The following is a 15,934-nucleotide window of genomic DNA, read 5'->3' as shown; positions in this document are numbered from 1 at the left end:
CACCCCACTGACAATCACCGGACCGAAGACGCCCGCCCAGCCCCCGCCGGCCGCCATGGCGACCAGGGGCTACTGCCCGACCCGCCCCGGCTGGAGCACCTTGCTGAACAGCACGGTCCCGCCCTCGGCCCGGAGCCGTACCGTCAGCTCCCCGCTGTGGCCGTCGATGTCGACCTCGCCGAAGTACTGCGGGCTCTCCATCGGAGAGAGGTTCGCCCGCTCCGGCGCCCGCACGAACACCCGCTCAGGACCGAAGGTCGCGTCCAGGGCGTTCGCCGGGAACCCGCCCGCCGCGAGCGGCCCGGACACGAACTCCCAGAAGGGGGCGAAGTCCTGGAAGGCCGCCCGCTCCGGCGCGTAGTGCTGCGCCGAGGTGTAGTGGACGTCCGCCGTCAGCCACACCGTGCCGGTGATCCGGCGGTGCTTCACGAACCGCAGCAGCTCCGCGATCTGGAGCTCGCGGCCCAGCGGCGCACCCGGGTCGCCCTGCGCGATCGCCTCGAAGTTCGCCGCGCCGTCCGGGACGACCAGGCCGATCGGCATGTCGGCGGCGAGCACCTTCCACACCGCGCGGGACGCGGCCAGCTCCCGCTTGAGCCAGGCCAGCTGCTCGGCGCCGAGGATGCCGGTGGTGTCGTCGGCCTGCCGGCCGGGCGAGTTGGCGTTCCGGTACGAGCGCATGTCGAGCACGAACACGTCGAGCAGCGGTCCGTACCGCACCACGCGGTGCATCCGCCGCTCGCGCCCGTCACCGCGCGCGTGGAGGGTGGACACCGGGAAGTACTCGCCGAACGCGCGCGAGGCGCGGGCCGCGAGGACGTCCACGTCCTTCTCCGTGTACCGGGCGTCGTCCAGGATCTGCCCGGGGTACCAGTTGTTCCGCACCTCGTGGTCGTCCCACTGCACCACCGACGGCACCTGCGCGTTGAAGGCCCGGACGTTGTGGTCGAGGAGGTTGTAGCGGAAGTTGCCCCGGTACTCGTCGAGGGTCTCCGCGACCTTGGCCTTCTCCGGTGTCGTGACGTTCCGCCAGACCCGCCCGTCCGGCAGGGTCACGCTCGGCTGGATGACCCCGTCGGCGTAGATCGTGTCGCCGCTGCACAGGAAGAAGTCCGGGTCGAGCCGGCGCATCTCCTCGTACGCGCGAAAGCCCCCGATGTCCGGGTTGATGCCCCAGCCCTGCCCGGCGATGTCGCCCGACCACAGGAACCGGACGCCGTCGCGGCGGCGGTCGGGGGCCGTGCGGAAGGTGCCGAGGACCGGCTCGCCCGCGCGCCGCGGATCGTCCGGGTCGACGAGGGTGACCCGGTAGTGGATCTGCTCGCCCGCGGGCAGCCCGCGCAGCGCGGTCGTGCCGGTGAAGTCGGTGCCTGCGCCGACCAGCGGCCCCAGGTGACGGCGCGCGTGGCGGAACGACTCGGTCGCCGAGGTCTCCACGAGCATCCGCGCGGGCCGGTCCGAGCGCACCCACACCAGACCGGAGGAGGCCGTCACGTCACCCGCCTGGACGCCCCACTCGGCCCGGGGACGGCCCGAGAGCGCGAACGCCGGGGCGGCGAGACCGGTGCCGCCGAGGGTGAGCGCCGCCGACGCGGCGAGCGAGCCGCGCAGGACGCTGCGCCGCGCGGGGGAGGAGGTGCCGGGCTCGGGAAGGGACATGAAGGGGCCTCCGGGTTCGGGTCGTTCGGGTCGCGGTCGGGGCGCCGTCCCGCGCCTCGCGGCCGGGTGCGCCGCCCCATGCCTAACGGCCGGGTGCGGCGCCCGCGCGAACCCCGCGTGAACAGATCGCCGTCCGGCCGCCCGTCACACCCGCCCGAGCGCCTCCGCCACGAGCCGGACGCCCGTCGCGAGGGCCGGGGGCGACAGATGCGCGTATCCGATGACGAGCCGTACGTCCCCGTCGCCGGGCCGCTCGGTGCCGTACTCCTCCAGGTGCCGCAGCGCCACCCCGGCCTCCGCCACCCGTGCCCGGAACCGTTCCGGAGGCCCGAACCGGGCCGGTACGTGCGCGATGACGTGCAGTCCGGCCGCGATGCCGCTCACCCGCGTTCCGGGCAGGTGTTCCGCGAGCGCGGCGAGCAGCGCGTCCCGCCGCTCCCGGTAGGCGCGTTGGCAGCGGCGCAGCTGCCGGTCGTAACCGCCGCGCGTCACGAACTCCGCGAGGACGGCCTGGTCGAGCACGGGGTTGCCGAGGTCCATCGTCCGCTTGCGCTCGACGACCTCGCCGAGCAGGGCCTCCGGCACGAGCATCCAGCCGAGCCGCAGCCCCGGCGCCAGCGACTTGCTGACGGAGCCCGTGTAGGCGACCCGCTCCGGGTCGAGGCCCTGGAGCGCGCCGACCGGGGCCCGGTCGTAGCGGAAGTCCCCGTCGTAGTCGTCCTCCAGGACGTAGCCGTCCACCGCGCGCGCCCAGTCGAGGAGCGCGGCGCGGCGCTCCGCGGACCAGCTGATGCCGGACGGGAACTGGTGCGAGGGCGTCACGACCACCGCCCGTACCCCGGATGCGGCGAGCGGCCCCGGGCGGAGCCCCTCCTCGTCCAGCGGCAGCCACACCGTCTCCATGCCGGTCGACGCGAACAGCCGCCCGTGTTCGGGGCTGCCCGGATCCTCGATGCCGACCTGCCGCAGCCCCCGCGCGCGCAGGACGAAGCCGAGCAGCGTCGAGGCCTGCGCCACGCCCGAACAGACCACGAGCCGCTCCGGATCGGCGACCACGCCCCGCCGCCTCGCCAGCATCGCGGCCAGGGCCTCGCGCAGCGCCGGCAGCCCGCGCGGGTCCGGGTAGCCGAGCGCCGGGTGGGGGAGCCGCGCGAGCACGGACCGCTGCGCCGCCGCCCACGCGCTCCTGGGGAACAGCGACAGGTCGGGGGTCCCCGGCCGGAAGTCCACCCGCACCCCGGGGGACCCGGCGGCCGGGTCGCGGGCCCCGGGCACGGCGGCGCGCGCCGCGCCGCTCACCCAGGTGCCCGCTCCCCGGTCGCTGCGCAGGTACCCCTCGGCCGTCAGCTGTTCGTACGCCTCGGTGACCAGTCCCCGCGAGACGCCGAGGTCGGCGGCGAGCGCGCGGGTCGACGGCAGTCGCGTCCCGCCCGCGAGCCGTCCCGCCCGCACCGCCTCCCGCAGGGCCTCCTGCAGCGCCCGCCCCCGCCGCCGGGCGGGAGCGCCGGCGGCCGGCAGGAGCAGCTCCCAGGCCGCCTGTTCCCGGCTCGTCATGTCATGTGGCCCTTCTCGCCCCGCCGGTACGGGAGTTCGCCGCCCGTACGGGAGCTGTGGATCAGTCCCGTTCCGGGTCCATGATGCCGAGCGCGTCCGCGGGGTCGTGCCGCACGTCCACGGACAGGTGCCCGGACAGTGCGTGGAGGAAGTCGGCGGCGTCGAACATCGCGCCGGCCGAGGCGACGCCGGTCGTGCGGGTCCGGCCGGTGAGGACGCGGTGGACGGCCTCCACGGCGAGCGGCGCGCTGACGGCGTAGATGTCCCGGCCGGCGGCGACGGCCCGGCGTTCCGCGCCGCCGGAGCGCACCCGGACGTCCACGAGGAAGGTCTGCGCGGACCGGCCGCGCTCGTCGACGGCGGTCGGCGCCGCCGGGTCCGGCGCCGACAGGTCCCGGGCCGCGTCGACCGCCATGTAGGTGCGTACCTCGGGCACCTCCAGGTGGCTGGGGACGGTGACGACGTCGGCCATCGTGAACTCGCCGATGACGGGCCTGGTGCCGAGGGGCGCGGGGAACGTCCAGTCCACGACGGCGGACGCGTCGTCGTGGTGTTCGAGCCGGCCGCCGGTGAAGCGGAGGTGCCGGCCGCCCCGCCGCTCGCGGGAGACCCTGCCCGCCGCGAGCGTCCCGGCGGTCGGGTGCCAGCTGCTCAGTCCGTAGGCGACGTGCACCTCGTCGGCGGCCGTCCGGTCGCCCAGGGCCGCGGTGGCGAGGAGGTCGCCGAGTCCGCCGTAGAAGGCCATCGCGGGGATGATCACCGTTCCCGCGGCGCGGGCGCGGTCCGTGAAGCGGGCGAAGGTGTCGGCGTTGGCCTCGATCTCGGCCGCCACGTCCACGTACGGGATGCCGGCGCGCAGGGCCGCCTCGATCACCGGGGCGCCGGTCACGGCGAACGGCCCGGCGCAGTTCACGACGGCCGCGGCGCCGACGAGGGCCCGGTCGAGCGAGGCCGGGTCGTCGACCGTCGCCGGGCGGACGGCGAGCCCCCCGTGGTGCGCGGCGAGCGCGCCGAGCCGCGCGGCGTCACGGCCGGAGAGCACCGGGGCGAACCCCCGGTCGAGGAGCTCCGCCACCACGAAGCGCCCGGTGTGTCCGTAGGCGCCGAACACCACGACCTGCTGACCCGATCCCATGACGTGTCCCACCGTTCCCGGTCACCGAACGTCTCCGTTCGTCGAATGTTGAACTACCGCCATCCTGGCGGCCGTTGAGGATCACCACGAGTGTCCGGAACGACAGGCCCCGTACAATTACGGACATGAGTACGCTAGCGCTGGCCGTCACCGACGGCATGCTGCACTTCGAACTCTCCCTCGCGCACGAGGTGTTCGGCTCCGCCCCGGACGCCGTGGACGTGCCCTGGTACGACGTGACCGTCTGCGGACCGGGCCCCGTGCGGGTCGAGCGGTACCACCTGGAACCCGACCAGGGGCTCGACCGGCTCCCGTACGCGGACACCGTGATCGTCCCCGGCTGGGCCGACATCGACGAGGAACCGCCCGCCGAACTGGTCGACGCGGTCCGCGCGGCCCACGAGGCGGGCGCGCGCGTGGCCTCCCTGTGCACGGGAGCGTTCGTCCTGGCCGCCGCCGGCCTCCTCGACGGCCGGCGCGCCACCACGCACTGGGCGCACACCCGCGCGCTCGCCGAGCGCCACCCCCGGGTGGAGGTCGATCCCGATGTGCTCTACGTGGACAACGGCCGGGTGCTCACCTCCGCCGGCAAGGCCGCCGCGATGGACCTCTGCCTCCACCTGGTCCGCCTCGACCACGGCTCCGCGATCGCCAACACCGTCGCGCGCCGCCTCGTCGTGCCGCCGCACCGCGACGGCGGCCAGGCCCAGTTCGTCACCGCGCCCGTGCCCGTCCGCGAGGACCATCCGCTCACCGAGCTGCTGCCCTGGGCCGTCGCACGCCTCGGCGAGCCGCTCACCGTGGAGGACCTGGCCCGCCGGGCCCGGATGAGCGCGCGCCACCTGGGCCGCCACTTCCGGGCGGCGACCGGCACCACCCCGTTGCAGTGGCTGCTCACCCAGCGGATCCGCCGCGCCCAGGAGCTCCTGGAAGCCACCGACGACAGCGTCGACGCCATCGCGGAGGCGACCGGCATGGGCACGGCCACGACGCTGCGCCGGCACTTCAACCGCACGGTCGGCGTGCCCCCGGACACCTACCGCCGCACCTTCCGCTCCCGCACCCGCCCCGCACCGGACGGGTGAAGGCCCGGGTGCAGGACGGCACCCCACCACAGCGCCGACCCGCCCGGCGCATGCCCCGGCCGGGCCGTGCCGAGCGGCCTGCCCGACCCCGGCGGTGGCCCGAGACCCACCCGTGACCTGCGGAAAGATCCACTAAGGGGTTTCCACCGGTTTCGACTCGGCGCGCACAGGATCGTCACCGAAACGACATACCGATCGGTCGGAATCCCCTTACGCGGGAGCCGTACCCATGAGTAACGTACGCGGACCACCAGCGCCACCCGCCCGTTCCCCGGGGCGGCAAGGAGCAAGATCGATGTCGTACCACCAGTCTTTCCCCGGCCCACCCCCCGTACCCCAGCACCCGAACGCCGGGCGGCACCGCCATGAGGCGGCGACGCCGTCCTGGGAGGGTGGATCGCCGTCCTGGGGCACCGATCCTCAGGCAGCCTGGGACCCGTCCCCGCGAGCGTGGGACTCCTCGCCGCAGGGCCGGGACTCCGCGCAGCAGCCCTGGAGCACGTCCCCGCAGTCGCAGCCGCCCGCCGCCACCGGCGATCGTGATGATCTGCACCGGCTCGGATCCGCCTACCGCCGCCTCCGCCGCGTCGCCACCTTCACCGCGCTCGGCTACTTCGCCGTCTTCCTCCTCCTGTCCGGCTACGCCCCCTCGATGATGACCGGCAGCATCACCGGCGGTCTCACCACCGGTCTGGTCCTGGGGCTCCTCCAGCTGCCCGTGGCGCTGGCCGCGATCGCGCTGTACGAGCGGATCGCGCGCACCCGCGTCGACCCCCTCGCCGCGGCGATCCGCGAACGCGCCGAGCAGGCGGCCGCGGCGGCCGAGCCCCGCCCGGAACGCCAGAGCCGCTCCGGACGTCCGGCGTGGCCCAACGGAGGTGTGCGCGCATGACCGGCTTCAGCTCCGAGGCCCAGACCATGTCGCTGATCGCGTTCATCGCGGTCATCACCGTCACGCTGCTGCTGTGCGTGATGACCGGCCCCGACCGTGACGACCTGGGCGACTTCTACACCGGCTACCGCTCGCTGTCTCCCGTGCAGAGCGGGCTCGCGATCGCCGGCGACTACATCTCCGCCGGAACCGTGCTCGGCACCATCGGGATCATCGCCCTCGTCGGCTACGACGGCGTCACGCTCGCCCTGAGCACCGCGCTCTCGCTGGTCCTGATGATGTTCCTGCTCGCCGAACCGCTGCGCAACGCCGGACGGTTCACCATCGGTGACGTCCTCACGCGTCGCCTCCCCGGCCCCGCCGTGCGGATCACCACGGCCGCGGTCACCCTCACCGCGCTGCTGCCCCTGGTGGTCTTCCAGCTCGCGGGCGCCGGCGATCTCCTCTCCGTCGTCCTCGGCTTCGACTCCGACGGCTTCAAGACCGGGGCGATCGTGTTCCTGGGCCTGCTGATGATCGCGTACGCGGCGATCGGCGGCATGAAGGGCACGGCCTTCATCCAGATCGTCAAGACCGTCGCCCTGCTCGGCGCGTCCCTCGCGATCGCCGCGCTCATCCTCCACCGCTTCGACTTCAGCCTGCCCTCCCTGCTGGACGCGGCCAAGCGCGGCAGCGGGGCGGGAGACGCCTATCTCACCCCTGGTCTGCAGTTCGGCGGCAACGAACTCGACATGATCAGCACGCAGTTGACGGTCGTGCTCGGCGCCGCGGTGCTGCCCCAGATCACCATGCGCATGTTCACCGCGCGCAGCGCGGCGGCCGTGCGGCGCTCGATGTCCTGGGCGGTGTCGACCGTCGTCGTGACCTGTCTGCTGATCGCCGTCATCGGCTTCGGCGCGGCGGCGATCGTCGGCCGCCAGGGGATCGTCGCCGGCGACCCGCAGGGCAAGACGGCGTTCCTCATGGTCAGCCAGGCCATCATGGGCACGGACCAGACGGCCTTCGAGACGCTGCTGTTCACCGCCGTGTCGACGGCCGTCTTCCTCACCCTGCTGGCCTCGGTCGCAGGGATCACCCTCGCCTGCGCCAACACCCTGGCGCACGACCTCATCACGCACGGATTGCGGCGCAAGGCGCGACTGAAGGGCTCCACGGAGATGGCCATCGCCCGGACCGCCGCTGCGGTCGTCGGGTTCGGGGCGATCGCGATCGCCGCCGGTGCACGGCACCTGAACCTTCAGGCACTGCTCACCCTGTCGTTCTGCGTCGGCGCGTCCGCGGTCGCACCGGCCCTGGTCTACAGCCTCTTCTGGCGCCGCTACTCCCGTACGGGACTCCTGTGCACCCTCATCGTGGGAGGCGCCTCCGCGTTCATCCTCATGACCGGCAGCAACCTGGTGTCCGGATCGCCCCAGGCGATCTTCCCGGACCAGGACTTCAACTGGTTCCCGTTCACCACGTCGGGCATCGTCTCGGCCCCGCTGGGCTTCCTGGCGGGCTGGCTCGGCACGGTGCTCCGCGAACGTGACCCGGCCGACGAGCGCCTGCGGTACGAAGCGGTGGAGGAGATGATCCTGGCCGGCACGCCCGCGGCGAACAGCCCGTCCGCGCCCTGACGCGCACGCCCCCGAGGCGCACGCCCCCGAGGCGCATGCCCCGGGGCGTGTGCGCCGACGCGCACGCCTTGACGCGTACGCCCCGACGGAAGGGCGCCCGGCCCGACGTTCCCGGCCGGGCGCCCTTCCGGCTGCCGTCCCGAAGTGGTCCCCGATGGCGTGACGGAAGTGGCCCTTCAACGGGGCCGCGCCGCTTCCTAGCGTCGGAGGCATGAACGCGCACGCCTTGCGCGGGGTCCTCCTGGTGACCCTCGCCTACGCCCTCGTCGGTGCCTCCTTCACCGCCAACAGCCTGCTCGGCGCCTACCCGTACGCGGGCGGGCAGGCCCTCCGCTACGCCGCAGCCTGCCTGCTCCTCCTCCCCCTGCTCGGCCGCGACGGGCTCGCCCCGCTGCGGCTCCTGACCCCCCGCCACCTGCTGCGGCTGGCGGCACTCGCCGCCGTCGGCATGGTCGGCTTCAACCTCGCCGTCCTCGCCGCCGAGCGGACCGCCGAGCCCGCCGTCCCCGGCGTCCTGGTCGGCTGCGCCCCGGTCGTCGTCGCCGTCCTGGTCCCGCTCGCCGAGGGCCGCAGGCCCGCGCCCGCCGTGCTGTACGGGGCGCTGCTCGTCGCCGCCGGCGCCTTCACCGTCCAGGGCTGGGGGCGCACGGACCCGGCCGGGATCGGCTGGTCGCTGGCCGCGCTCGCGGGCGAGGTGGGGTTCACGGTCCTCGCCGTCCCGGTCCTGCGGCTGCTGGGACCCAAGCTGCTGACGGCCGCCGTGTGCGGGATCGGCGCCGTCGAGGCGGCGCTCGTCGGCGTGGTCGTGGACGGCGCCGGGTTCGTGCGGCTGCCGACGGCCGTGGAGGCGGGCGCCCTGGTCTGGCAGGCGGCCCTGGCCACGGTCGTCGGGTTCGTCCTCTTCTACATGGGGGTCCAGCGCGTCGGCATGGAGAGGGCCACGCTCTACACCGGCGCCATCCCGATCGCCGCCGCCCTGAGCGCCGCCGTGGTCGGCGACGCCGTCTTCGGCCTCCCGCAGGCGGCCGGCGGCCTCCTCGTGGGCGCCGGAGCCGCCCTGGGAACCGGCCTGTTCACCCGGAAGCCCCGGCCGGCCCCCTCGGACCCGACGCCCCGCCCGGACTCAGCGGCTGCCGTCCAGGATCACGCGCGCGACCAGGGCGGGATCGTCGTTCATCGGCACGTGGCCGCAGCCGGGCAGCCGGACCAGGCGCGCGGCGGGCAGCGTGTGCTTGGCCCGGACGCCCTGGCGGCGCAGGAGCAGCCGGTCGCGGCTGCCCCAGGCGACGGTGACCGGCACCGCGGGGACGTCGTCGCGGAAGAGCGCGGTCCGTCCCGCCGCGAGGGTCTGGTGGAAGCCGGTGGCCTCGCGCAGCGCGAGCGTCTCGGCGACGACGGCCTCGGGTGACCGGCGGCCGGGCCGTGCGTAGATGGTGCTGGTGAGCGCGGTGCGCCCAGCCGCCGTGCGCGAGAGGCGCTCGATCAGGGGCACGGGCAGCGACAGGGCGGCGCCGCGCATGGCCCGCAGCGTCCCGAAGGCGTACCGCCGCTCGCCCTCCGACCAGAAGCCGGCGGGGGAGAGGGCGGTGACCGAGCGCACGAGCATCTCCCGGCCGAGCTCCAGGGCGAGCAGCCCGCCCAGCGAGTTCCCCGCGACGTGCGGCCTGTCGAAGCCGACGGCCGCGCAGAAGGCGCCGAGGACGGGGACGACGGTGGACAGGTCGTACGGGACGCCCTCGGGCAGCGGGTCGGAGGCCCCGAAGCCGGGCAGGTCGACGGCGATCACGTCGCGTTCGGCGGCGAGGACGTCGAGGACGGGCTCCCAGGCCTGCCAGTGGTGCCCGATGCCGTGGAGCAGCAGCAGGGGCTCGCCGGCGCCCCGCCGCTCGTAGGCGAGGGACGTGGTGCGGGGACCCGCCGGGGTCTCGATCGTGAACGCGGTCCGTGCGGGCATGCGGGCTCCTCGCTCCCTGGGGCACGGCTCCGTGCGAACAACGGAACGAGCCACCTCTTAGACGTATCGTCAGTAAGAATTACCGCCCGGTAGCCAGGAGTTCAAGACGGGAAACGGAAACTGGACAGCACGGGAGGCGTCGGCTGGGATGGGTGCGTGCCCACCGACACCGACACCCTCACCGAACTCTTCGAGGAGCACCGCCCGATGCTCCTCGGCGTCGCCTACCGGATGCTCGGCCGCACCGCCGACGCCGAGGACGTCGTCCAGGAGGCCTGGCTGCGCTGGACCGCCGCGGACCGGGCCGAGGTCCGCGAGCCGCGCGCCTTCCTCGTACGGATCACCACCCGGCTCGCCCTCGACCGGCTCCGCCAGGCGCGGGCGCGCCGCGAGTCCTACGTCGGCCCCTGGCTCCCCGAACCGCTCGTCACCGACTTCGGCCCCGCCGCCCCCGACAGCGCCGAGCGCGCGCTGCTCGCCGACTCGGTCTCGCTCGCGGTCCTCGTTGTGCTCGAATCCCTCTCCCCGCTGGAGCGTGCCGTCTTCGTCCTGCGCGAGGCCTTCGGCTTCCCGTTCGGGGAGATCGCCACCACGCTCGACCGCTCCGAGGCGGCCGTGCGCCAGCTCGCCGCCCGGGCCCGGCGCCACGTCGACGAGGGCCGGCCGCGCTACGACGTCGACCCGGCCGAGCGCCGCGACCTCACCGAACGCTTCCTCACCGCCGCCGCCGGCGGTGACCTCGGGAAGCTCCTCGCGCTCCTCGCACCGGATGTGCGGCTCGTCGGCGACAGCGGCGGCAAGTCCAAGGCGCCGCTGCGGATCATCGAGAGCGCCGACAAGGTGGGCCGCTTCCTCGCCGCCGTCACCCAGGGCGGCGCGGACGCCCGCTACGAGGTCCGCTTCCTGGAGCTCAACGGCGCCCCGGCCGTGCTCGTCCTCGCCGACGGAGAGCCCGACTCCGTCTTCCAGGTCGAGATGCGCGACGGACTCGTCCAGTGCGTCTACATCATCCGGAACCCCGACAAGCTCCAGGGCCTCAGGGACCCCGCCGCCGTCAGGCGGTGATCACGCCACACGGCCCGATCTCGCCCCGCCTCCCTTCCCGGGAGGCGGGGTCTTTGCTGCGCGGGGCTCACGGGGGCGCGAACGTCCTGTGAACGATCTAGGTCAGAGGGTCACATTCAGGGGCGTTCGACGGAGGATTGGTCTTGACCAAGGGGGTGGCTCGCCTTATGGTCGCAGAGTTAGTGCAGGAACCTTTAATAAACAAGGGCGCGGAAAAACGCCGCGGGACACGGCGAATTGCGGAGGATCAGGGTGGGGACCACGCAGCTGGCATCGGTACCGGAGCCGAAGTACCAGCACCTCAAGACAGTGATCGGCGAAGCGCTCGACTCGGACTTCGCCGTCGGCGAGATCCTGCCCAACGAGCGCGAGCTCGCGGCGCGCTTCGGCGTCGCCCGCGCGACGCTCCGGCAGGCCCTGGAGCAGCTGGAGCTGGAAGGCCGCCTGCAGCGCCGCCGCGGCGTCGGCACCACCGTCGCCCCGCCGCGCGTCGGCGTCGACGTCTCCACCACCCAGCACGCCTGGCCCGGCGTCGGCGACGAGGTCTGGCAGCCGCAGGACTCCGCCTCCGACGTGGCACCGGCCGCCGTCGCGCGCGTCCTGGAGACCGCAGCCGACGAGCAGGTCCACGTCGTCCGCCGCCTCCGGATCAGCCAGGGCCAGCCGGTCGCCGCCGAGCTGCTCTACGTCCCGGCCGGCTCCGTCCGGGGCCTCAGCGCCATAGACGCCCCCGCCGGCCCCGCCCGCGCCCGCGCCGTGCTCCGGGAGCTCCAGCACCTCGCACTCGACGGCCAGGACCGCGCCGTGGAGCTCGGCTCCGCCCGCGCCGACGACGCCAAGGAGCTCGACCGGCTGCCGGGCGCGCCCGTCCTCGTCGTGACGACCCGCTACCTCTCGGGCGGGCGCACCGCGGCCGTCTCGGTGGCCACGTACCGCGCCGACACCTGCCGCCTCACCTTCGGCGACTCGGTCGACCTGGTGATGGCCTCCTAGGAGGCCGCACCCCGCCGCCGACAGGCGCCGACCCGGCCCGGGCCGTGGCCGGCGCCCCGTCCCGGCGGGCCGGACCCGGCATCGCGGGCATCACGAAGCGGCCCGCGGCGGGTCCTCGCCGGTCGACTGCCGCCTGGCGGGTCAACTGCCGCCTAGCGGCGGGCCGTCACCGAGCCGTCGACGGCGAAGAGCTGTTCCTCGACGTGGTCCAGGGCGAGCCGCAGCGCTCCCGTGCCCACCGCGGCCTCGCCGAGCAGCGACAGCACCACCCGCGGCGGCCGGAGGCAGAACCGCGCCAACTCCTCGCGGAGCGGCTGCAGCACCCCGTCGAGCCCGGCCGCCCAACCGCCCACGACCACCAGCTCGGGGTCGATGGCGAGGACCAGGGCCGCCACGTCGTGCACGAGCCGCTGGATGAAGCGCTCCACCGCCGCCTGCGCCCGCGCGTCCCCCTTGCGGGCCAGCGCGAAGACCTCCGCGACCGCCTGCTCGTCCAGCGGGTGCAGCGGCTCGTCCGTGGTCGACAGGAGGTGCTCGGGGGTGACGCCCCGGCCGAGCAGGTGCAGGGCGCCGATCTCACCGGCCGCCCCGCCGAAGCCGCGGTGCAGCCGGCCGCCGATCAGCGAACCCGCGCCGGGGCTCAGGCCGGCGAGGACGAACACGATGTCGTCGGAGTCGGTCGCCGCACCCTTCCAGTGCTCGGCGACGGCCGCCGCGTTCGCGTCGTTCTCCACGATCACCGGGCAGCGGAAGGAACGCCGCAGCCGCTCGCCGAGCGCGAGGCCCGTCCACCCCGGCAGCGCCGTGCCGAGGCGCACCGTGCCGTCGGCCTCCACGATGCCGGGCGTGCCGACGCCGACGGCCCGCAGGTTGGACCGGGCGACCCCGGCCCTGCGCAGCACGTCCGCCACGACCGTACGCACCCGGTCCAGGCGCTCGTCCTCGGGAGCCGTCTCCGACACCTCGCGGGCCCCGGCGCCGATGATGCGCCCGTCCAGGCCGGACAGCAGGGCGGCCACGCGGTGCGGGCCGATCTCGATGCCGAGCAGGTGGCCGGCCTCGGCGCGGAAGCGGAACCTCCGTGCGGGCCGCCCCTGTCGTCGGGCCTCGCCCTCCTCGGGCGCCGCCTCGACGACGAGGCCGGCCTCCATGAGGCCCTCGACGACCCCCTCGACCGTGGGCCGCGACAGGCCCGTGATCCGGGTCAGATCCGTGAGCGTGGGCGCGTCGGCACCCCTCAGGGCATGGAGTACCACCGCGGAGTTGATCCGCCGCAGCAGAGACGGATCCCCGCCGGTCAGCCGCCCCACCGTGTGTCCTCCCAGCTCGTGCGCTTCTCAGCCGGATGGTACTCAATGGGTCCGCGTGCGGCGAGTGCCGCCCCCGGGGGCGGCGGGGGAGCGAGCGCGCGGCCGCCTCCTGACGGAGCGCCACCTGTCAGTGGCGCCCGCTTTACTGGGACCATGACCACGGCAGGGCACCTGGCGACCATCGACTTGCTCCGCACCCGCCCCTTCCCCGCGCGACCGGAGCGCTCCGGACCCGTCGACAGCGGTCCGGGCTTCCACGTGGGGGAGCTGGCGACGAGCGAGGACTTCTGGGAGGACGACGGCACCCGCCGGTTCCTCGTGGAGGAGCAGTACGAGGCCGAGCGGGTGGGTCTCGCCGCCCTGCTCACGGCGCGCTGGGGCCCGCCCCGGGAGGTGAGCCTGTGGTCCGTCCTGGAGCGGAGCATGGACGGCGAGGAGATGCCGGAGCCCTGGTCCACGCTCAGCTGCCACACCCCGGACGTGTGGCTGTGGCGGGCCGAGGGCCGCTGGACGGGCCTCGGCGTGTCGCAGTGGGACAAGGAGCTGCCGTTCCAGCTCCTCGCCGTCATCACCGACGTGGACCCGCCGGTCCAGGGCCCGTCTCTCGGATCGGGCCCCGGCTAGGGCCTGTCCGGACAGGCCCTAGCCCTCCGCCGCCACCCGCAGCCGGCCGTACTCCTCGGCCATCGTCTCCGCCGTCCAATGGGCGTTGAGGCCGCTCGGGTTGGGCAGCGCCCAGATCCGGGTCGGTCCGATCATCCGCTCCTGCGGACCGATCGCCGCCCTCGGTTCCCCGAAGGCCGTGCGGTACGCCGTGACGCCGACGACCGCGAGCCAGCGCGGTGCGAGCCGCTCCACCTTCTCCACCAGCAGCCGCCCGCCCTCGCGGTACTCCTCGCGGCTCAGCTCGTCGGCCCGCGCGGTCGGCCGCGCCACCACGTTCGTGATCCCCAGGCCGTACGTCAGGAGCTCCTCCTGCTCGTCCGGCCGCAGCAGCCGCGGCGTGAACCCGGACAGGTGCAGCACCGGCCAGAAGCGGTTGCCCGGCCGGGCGAAGTGGTGGCCCGTCGCCGCCGTCATCAGACCCGGGTTGATCCCGCAGAAGAGCACGGAAAGGCCGCCCGCGGCCACGTCGGGAACGACGCGGTCGCGGGCGGCCTCCAGCTCCTGCTGGGTGAACCGGGGAGTCCGGGTCAGAGGATCGCGCCGGGGGTGTAGGCGGCGGCCTCCGGGTGCTGCTTGAGGATCTCCTCGATCCGGGAGACCACGGAGGCGACCTGGTCGGCGGCGGCGCCCGTGAAGGACAGCTTGTCGGCCATCAGCTCGTCGAGCTGCGCGCGGTCCAGCGGGATCCGCTCGTCGGCGGCCAGCTTGTCGAGGAGCTCGTTCTGCACGGTGCCCTGCTCGCGCATGGCGAGCGCGGACGCGACGGCGTTCTCCTTGATGGCCTCGTGGGCGACCTCGCGGCCCACGCCGGCGCGCACGGCGCCCATGAGGACCTTCGTGGTCGCCAGGAACGGCAGGTAGCGGTCGAGCTCACGGGCGACGACGGCCGGGAAGGCGCCGAACTCGTCGAGCACGGTGAGGAAGGTCTCCAGGAGGCCGTCCAGCGCGAAGAAGGCGTCCGGCAGCGCGACGCGGCGGACCACGGAGCAGGACACGTCGCCCTCGTTCCACTGGTCGCCCGCCAGCTCACCGGTCATCGAGGCGTAGCCGCGCAGGATGACCATCAGGCCGTTGACGCGCTCGCAGGAGCGGGTGTTCATCTTGTGCGGCATCGCCGAGGAGCCGACCTGGCCGGGCTTGAAGCCCTCGGTGACCAACTCGTGGCCCGCCATCAGGCGGATGGTCTTGGCGATCGAGGACGGGGCGGCGGCCAGCTGCACCAGCGAGGTGACCACGTCGTAGTCGAGCGAGCGCGGGTAGACCTGGCCGACCGAGGTGAAGGCGTGCGCGAAGCCGAGGTGACCGGCGATCCGCTGCTCCAGGTCGGCGAGCTTGCCGGCGTCGCCGCCGAGCAGGTCCAGCATGTCCTGGGCGGTGCCGACCGGGCCCTTGATGCCGCGCAGCGGGTAGCGGCCGAGCAGCTCCTCCAGGCGGGCGTACGCCACGAGCAGCTCGTCCGCCGCCGTCGCGAAGCGCTTGCCGAGGGTGGTCGCCTGGGCGGCGACGTTGTGCGAGCGGCCGGCCATGACCAGCTCCGCGTACTCGGCGGAGAGCTTGCCGAGCCGGGCGAGGACGGCGACCGTACGGTCCCGCATCAGCTCGAGGGAGAGCCGGATCTGCAGCTGCTCGACGTTCTCGGTGAGGTCGCGCGAGGTCATGCCCTTGTGGACGTGCTCGTGGCCGGCGAGGGCGTTGAACTCCTCGATCCGGGCCTTCACGTCGTGCCGGGTGACCTTCTCGCGCTCGGCGATGGAGCCGAGGTCGACCTGGTCGAGAACGCGCTCGTAGTCGGCGAGGGCGGCGTCCGGAACCTCGATCCCGAGGTCCTTCTGCGCACGCAGCACGGCGAGCCACAGCTGACGCTCCAGCTTCACCTTCTGCTCGGGGGACCAGAGGACGGCGAGCTCCGCGGAGGCGTAGCGGCCGGCCAGAACGTTGGGGATGCGGGGCTTCGCAGTCACAGCAGTCACGTGGAGAGAGTTTACTGGTGGTTTCTGCAGGCCAG

General features: G+C 74.2%; 13 protein-coding genes and 1 pseudogene. 7 read left to right on the top strand and 7 right to left on the bottom strand.

The window, feature by feature from the left end:
* Window positions 1-69: 69 nt before the first annotated feature.
* From ABTY59_RS30875 to ABTY59_RS30865, 3 genes are all read right to left on the bottom strand, one after another.
* A complete protein-coding gene (locus tag ABTY59_RS30875) occupies window positions 70-1,659 on the bottom strand; it encodes an alkaline phosphatase D family protein (protein ID WP_352022370.1) in 1,590 nt (529 codons plus the stop codon).
* A 144-nt stretch (window positions 1,660-1,803) separates the two neighbouring features.
* Window positions 1,804-3,213 (bottom strand): MocR-like pyridoxine biosynthesis transcription factor PdxR, encoded by a 1,410-nt coding sequence (gene pdxR, locus ABTY59_RS30870; protein WP_352022369.1) that lies wholly within the window; start codon window positions 3,211-3,213, stop codon window positions 1,804-1,806.
* A gap of 61 nt (window positions 3,214-3,274) precedes the next feature.
* A complete protein-coding gene (locus tag ABTY59_RS30865; RefSeq protein ID WP_352022368.1) occupies window positions 3,275-4,348 on the bottom strand; it encodes a saccharopine dehydrogenase family protein in 1,074 nt (357 codons plus the stop codon).
* A 125-nt stretch (window positions 4,349-4,473) separates the two neighbouring features.
* Here ABTY59_RS30865 and ABTY59_RS30860 point away from each other — a divergent pair, with 125 nt between their 5' ends.
* From ABTY59_RS30860 to ABTY59_RS30845, 4 genes and pseudogenes are all read left to right on the top strand, one after another.
* Window positions 4,474-5,433, top strand: a complete 960-nt coding sequence (locus ABTY59_RS30860; RefSeq protein ID WP_352022367.1) for a helix-turn-helix domain-containing protein — start codon at window positions 4,474-4,476, stop codon at window positions 5,431-5,433.
* Window positions 5,434-5,728: 295 nt separating this feature from the next.
* Window positions 5,729-6,325: a DUF485 domain-containing protein gene (locus ABTY59_RS30855; RefSeq protein ID WP_352022366.1), complete on the top strand. Its 597-nt coding sequence runs from the start codon at window positions 5,729-5,731 to the stop codon at window positions 6,323-6,325.
* Window positions 6,322-7,941 carry a sodium/solute symporter gene (locus tag ABTY59_RS30850; protein WP_352022365.1) on the top strand — a complete coding sequence of 540 codons (1,620 nt, stop codon included), beginning with the start codon at window positions 6,322-6,324 and terminating at the stop codon, window positions 7,939-7,941. Before ABTY59_RS30855 ends, ABTY59_RS30850 begins: the two co-directional genes overlap by 4 nt.
* 211 nt (window positions 7,942-8,152) lie before the next feature.
* Window positions 8,153-8,557, top strand: a pseudogene (locus ABTY59_RS30845) (EamA family transporter); the annotation flags it as partial.
* A 507-nt stretch (window positions 8,558-9,064) separates the two neighbouring features.
* On the opposite strand, the gene ABTY59_RS30840 reads toward ABTY59_RS30845, so the two are convergent.
* Window positions 9,065-9,895 carry an alpha/beta fold hydrolase gene (locus tag ABTY59_RS30840; protein WP_352022364.1) on the bottom strand — a complete coding sequence of 277 codons (831 nt, stop codon included), beginning with the start codon at window positions 9,893-9,895 and terminating at the stop codon, window positions 9,065-9,067.
* Between the two features lie 156 nt (window positions 9,896-10,051).
* On the opposite strand from ABTY59_RS30840, the gene sigJ reads away from it, so the two are divergent.
* Both sigJ and ABTY59_RS30830 read left to right on the top strand, forming a co-directional pair.
* Entirely contained in the window at window positions 10,052-10,960 is a 909-nt protein-coding gene (sigJ, locus tag ABTY59_RS30835; RefSeq protein WP_352022363.1) for an RNA polymerase sigma factor SigJ, read from the top strand.
* Window positions 10,961-11,212: 252 nt separating this feature from the next.
* Window positions 11,213-11,953, top strand: a complete 741-nt coding sequence (locus ABTY59_RS30830; protein WP_352022362.1) for a GntR family transcriptional regulator — start codon at window positions 11,213-11,215, stop codon at window positions 11,951-11,953.
* Between the two features lie 152 nt (window positions 11,954-12,105).
* Here the strand turns inward: ABTY59_RS30830 and ABTY59_RS30825 are convergent, their stop codons facing one another.
* Window positions 12,106-13,263: an ROK family transcriptional regulator gene (locus ABTY59_RS30825; protein WP_352022361.1), complete on the bottom strand. Its 1,158-nt coding sequence runs from the start codon at window positions 13,261-13,263 to the stop codon at window positions 12,106-12,108.
* 153 nt (window positions 13,264-13,416) lie between these two features.
* On the opposite strand from ABTY59_RS30825, the gene ABTY59_RS30820 reads away from it, so the two are divergent.
* On the top strand, window positions 13,417-13,887 hold the full coding sequence (locus ABTY59_RS30820; RefSeq protein WP_352022360.1) for a hypothetical protein: 471 nt from the start codon (window positions 13,417-13,419) through the stop codon (window positions 13,885-13,887).
* A gap of 18 nt (window positions 13,888-13,905) precedes the next feature.
* Here the strand turns inward: ABTY59_RS30820 and mug are convergent, their stop codons facing one another.
* Together mug and purB are read right to left on the bottom strand one after the other, a co-directional pair.
* A complete protein-coding gene (mug, locus tag ABTY59_RS30815) occupies window positions 13,906-14,394 on the bottom strand; it encodes a G/U mismatch-specific DNA glycosylase (protein WP_352022359.1) in 489 nt (162 codons plus the stop codon).
* Window positions 14,395-14,456: 62 nt separating this feature from the next.
* Complete coding sequence (purB, locus tag ABTY59_RS30810) at window positions 14,457-15,899, bottom strand: adenylosuccinate lyase (RefSeq protein WP_352022358.1); 1,443 nt, start codon at window positions 15,897-15,899, stop codon at window positions 14,457-14,459.
* Window positions 15,900-15,934 lie beyond the last annotated feature (35 nt).

The organism is Streptomyces sp. NPDC096079 (assembly GCF_040303145.1).
Taxonomy (GTDB): Bacteria; Actinomycetota; Actinomycetes; order Streptomycetales; family Streptomycetaceae; genus Streptomyces.
Note: the sequence above shows the minus strand (reverse complement) of the source record. Positions and strands in the feature narration are given on the sequence as shown.

What these genes read in the sequence shown, in the direction of transcription:
- ABTY59_RS30875 (WP_352022370.1), bottom strand. Translation starts at nt 1,659, where the DNA reads ATGTCCCTTCCCGAGCCCGGCACCTCCTCCCCCGCGCGGCGCAGCGTC.
- pdxR (WP_352022369.1), bottom strand. Translation starts at nt 3,213, where the DNA reads ATGACGAGCCGGGAACAGGCGGCCTGGGAGCTGCTCCTGCCGGCCGCC.
- ABTY59_RS30865 (WP_352022368.1), bottom strand. Translation starts at nt 4,348, where the DNA reads ATGGGATCGGGTCAGCAGGTCGTGGTGTTCGGCGCCTACGGACACACC.
- ABTY59_RS30860 (WP_352022367.1), top strand. Translation starts at nt 4,474, where the DNA reads ATGAGTACGCTAGCGCTGGCCGTCACCGACGGCATGCTGCACTTCGAA.
- ABTY59_RS30855 (WP_352022366.1), top strand. Translation starts at nt 5,729, where the DNA reads ATGTCGTACCACCAGTCTTTCCCCGGCCCACCCCCCGTACCCCAGCAC.
- ABTY59_RS30850 (WP_352022365.1), top strand. Translation starts at nt 6,322, where the DNA reads ATGACCGGCTTCAGCTCCGAGGCCCAGACCATGTCGCTGATCGCGTTC.
- ABTY59_RS30840 (WP_352022364.1), bottom strand. Translation starts at nt 9,895, where the DNA reads ATGCCCGCACGGACCGCGTTCACGATCGAGACCCCGGCGGGTCCCCGC.
- ABTY59_RS30820 (WP_352022360.1), top strand. Translation starts at nt 13,417, where the DNA reads ATGACCACGGCAGGGCACCTGGCGACCATCGACTTGCTCCGCACCCGC.